General features: G+C 72.0%; 3 protein-coding genes and 1 pseudogene. All 4 read right to left on the reverse strand.

Features of this window, described 5'->3' with window-relative positions; genetic code table 11:
- Positions 1-168 precede the first annotated feature (168 nt).
- Positions 169-1,266 carry a chemotaxis response regulator protein-glutamate methylesterase gene (locus ABZT49_RS32160; RefSeq protein WP_355292412.1) on the reverse strand — a complete coding sequence of 366 codons (1,098 nt, stop codon included), beginning with the start codon at positions 1,264-1,266 and terminating at the stop codon, positions 169-171.
- Between the two features lie 14 nt (positions 1,267-1,280).
- Positions 1,281-2,150 carry a CheR family methyltransferase gene (locus ABZT49_RS32165; protein WP_355292414.1) on the reverse strand — a complete coding sequence of 290 codons (870 nt, stop codon included), beginning with the start codon at positions 2,148-2,150 and terminating at the stop codon, positions 1,281-1,283.
- Positions 2,151-2,165: 15 nt separating this feature from the next.
- Positions 2,166-2,639 carry a chemotaxis protein CheW gene (locus tag ABZT49_RS32170; protein WP_355292415.1) on the reverse strand — a complete coding sequence of 158 codons (474 nt, stop codon included), beginning with the start codon at positions 2,637-2,639 and terminating at the stop codon, positions 2,166-2,168.
- A gap of 196 nt (positions 2,640-2,835) precedes the next feature.
- Positions 2,836-3,195: pseudogene (locus ABZT49_RS32175) on the reverse strand (methyl-accepting chemotaxis protein); the annotation flags it as partial.

Genomic DNA, 3,195 nt, shown 5'->3' on the forward strand with positions numbered 1-3,195 from the left:
CCCCGTCGGTGAGCGGTCGTTTAAGGGTAGCCGGCTCGCCTGTCAACTCGCTCGGACCCGGAAGGATCTGATCGAGGCGACGGGGGAGGGCAGGGGGCTGCCCGGACCCCGCGGCCGGCCTGTACCCGATATGGGTATGCGCGTGCCGCGTACAAGCCCCTGCCGCCCTCACGCCGTCCGGCCAAGCGGCGGGGCGGCGGCGAAGCGCAGGATCTCCTGGTGGATCCGGTCGAGCGGGACCACCTTGGCCGCGGCACCGCGCTCGATCGCCTCCTTGGGCATCCCGAACACCACGCAGCTCTCCTCGTCCTGGGCGATCGTCAGGGCACCGGCGCGGCGCATCTCCAGGAGGCCGTTGGCGCCGTCGTCGCCCATGCCGGTCATCAGGATGCCCAGGGCGTTGGCGCCGGCGCCCTGCGCCGCCGAGCGGAACATCACGTCGACGGAGGGGCGGTGGCGCGAGACGAGCGGGCCGTCCTTGACCGCGACCGTGTAGGTTCCACCGGTGCGCTGAACGAGCAGGTGCCGCCCGCCCGGCGCGATCAGGGCGCGGCCGGGCAGGACGGCATCCCCGTTCTCCGCCTCCTTGACGGTGATCGCGCACAGGCTGTCGAGCCGGCGAGCGAAGGCGGCGGTGAAGTGCTCGGGCATGTGCTGCACCACGACGATGCCCGGTGAGTCCGCCGGCAGGAGCTCCAGCACGTCGCGCAGGGCCTCGGTGCCGCCGGTCGAGGCACCGATGCAGACGATCGGCTCCGTCCCGGTGACGCGGCGGGTCGGGACCGGCGGCGGCAGGACCGCGTCCGCCGACAGCTTGGCCTCCACGGTCCGGCGCACGGCCTGCCGCGGGCGCAGGCGCGAGCGGGCGGCGGCCCGCACGGCGTCGCAGACCCGCACCGAGGATTCGACCAGGAACTGGCGCGTGTCGATCCGAGGCTTCGGGAGCACATCGACGGCGCCGGCTTCCAGCACGTCGAAGAGCGTGCGCGAACCGGTCTCGGTCAGCGTCGAGCAGATGATCACCGGGATCGGCCGCTGCGCCATGATCTTGCGCAGGAAGGTGAGGCCGTCCATGCGCGGCATCTCGAGGTCGAGGATGATGACGTCGGGCACTTCCTCCTGGATGCGGCGCGCCGCGACGAACGGGTCGGCGGCCGTGCCGAGCACCGCGATGTCGGGCGCCGTGGCGAGGATCTGGCAGAGCGTCTGCCGGACGGAGGCCGAATCGTCCACGACGAGGACGCGGATCGGGGCGGTCGCGGGCATCACGAAAGATCCCTTCAGCGGCGGAAGACCGTGGACGTCACCTGGGTCAGGCCCGGGACGCCGGCGACGGACATCGATTCGGAATGGCCGACGACGAGGTAGCCGCCCGGGCGCAGGTGACCGGCCAGCCGCCCCAGCACCGCCTTCTGCGTCGGCCGGTCGAAGTAGATCAGCACGTTGCGGCAGAAGACGACGTCGACGTCGCGGTCGACGGCGTAGCGCTCGTCCATCAGGTTGAGGTGGCGGAAGCGTACCCGGCGGCGCAGCTCGGGGACGATCCGGCCGATCTGCCGGGCGGGGTCACGGGCGATCATGACGTAGCGGCGGCGGATCTCGGGCGGCACCGCGGCGAGCATTTCTTCGGAGTAGATGCCGTCGGCGGCGGAGCGCAGCACCTCCGTCGAGACGTCGGTGCCGAGGATCGCGTAGTCGAAGCGGTGGCCCGCGGCGATCATGTCCTGCAGCACCATCGCCAGGGTGTAGCCCTCCGCCCCCGTCGAGGCGGCGGCACTCCAGATCTTCAGGAGCGGGCGCTCGCCGCGATGGGCTGGCAGCGCGCAGAGCCGCGGCACCAGCTTCGACCGTAACAGGTCGAAATGCGCCGGCTCGCGGAAGAAGTCGGTCTTGTTGGTCGTCACGCAATCGACGAGGTGCACGAACTCGTCCGCCAGCCGCCCCTCGTCGAAGAGGTGGCGCGCATAGGCGTCGAGGCTGTCGAGATGGAGCGCCCGCACGCGCTTGCGCAGGCGCCCCTCCACCATCGTGCGCTTGGAGGCGGGCAGCTGGATGCCGACGCGCGCCTCGATGACCTCGGCGATCGACCGGAAGTAGCGCTCGCTCAGCTGCTGCGACGTGAGCGGGATGGCCGCGAGGGGGAGTGACACTGAGAGCACCCGTCCTCAGGCCGCGAGGGCGGGGCCGGCGAGCGCCGGCTCGTCGCCCGCCATCAGCCGCGCGAGGTCGAACACGACCACGAAGGCGTCGCCGCGCCGGCCGATGCCGGCGATGTAACTGGAGCGCCAGCGCCCGCCGACCTCGGGGGCCGCCTCCATCTCGGCGCGGTCGAGCTCCGTCACCTCGAAGACCCGGTCGGCGACGAAGCCGACCCGCATCGTGCGCTCCTGCCCCGGGATGTTGAGCAGGATGATCCGGGTCGCGGGCGTCGGCGCCTCCGACGGCAGGCCGAGCTTGGTCCGCAGGTCCACCACCGGGTAGCTCTGGCCGCGCACGTCGATCATGCCGACGAGGAAGGCGGGTGCCTGCGGCAGGGAGGCGGGCACGCGGTAATCCAGGATCTCCTGCACGTTCTCGATGTCGATCCCGAAGGTCTCGCGTCCGAGACCGAGGGTCAGATACTGCCACACACTCGACATCCTGGCGCTCCGCCTTGGCTGGCGGCCGGCCCCGCTTCGGGCGGGGCACGGCCTTCTGATGATCATGGGATGTGGGCGACGGGGCCCCCGCCCGGGGGCTCGATGCACCTCACGAAGCGCCCGCCGGGGGAGGGCGCTCGGTGAGAGGCACGGGGTGGAGCCTGCGGGCCATCGCCACCCGCAGGCTCCGTCACACTCAGGCGACGCGGGTGAAGTCGGCGTCGCGCGGGTCGCCTTCCCCCATGTCGAGGGCGAAGCCCCCACCGACGGCCTTCGCCGCCGCGCGGTTCGCCGCGATCCGCTTGGCCGGCGCCCGGGCGGGCGATTTCACCACCGTGGAGGGAGCCGCCATCCGGGACGCCGTGGCGCGCAGTTGCGAGACGGCGCCGTCCATCGGCCGCGACACCTCCGGTGCCTTGGCCCCGTCGATGCGGAAATAGGCGATCGTCGCCTGCAGCATCTCGGCCTGCGCCGCCAGCTCCTCCGACGTCGCCGATACCTGCTCCGACGCAGACGCGTTCTGCTGCGTCACCTTGTCGAGCTGCTGGATCGCCTG

The sequence above is a fragment of the Methylobacterium sp. EM32 genome, assembly GCF_040593685.1.
Taxonomy (GTDB): Bacteria; Pseudomonadota; Alphaproteobacteria; order Rhizobiales; family Beijerinckiaceae; genus Methylobacterium.

Bases quoted from the DNA above. Each gene is read 5' to 3' on its own strand.
- ABZT49_RS32160 (WP_355292412.1), bottom strand. From the start codon at position 1,266: ATGCCCGCGACCGCCCCGATCCGCGTCCTCGTCGTGGACGATTCGGCC.
- ABZT49_RS32170 (WP_355292415.1), bottom strand. From the start codon at position 2,639: ATGTCGAGTGTGTGGCAGTATCTGACCCTCGGTCTCGGACGCGAGACC.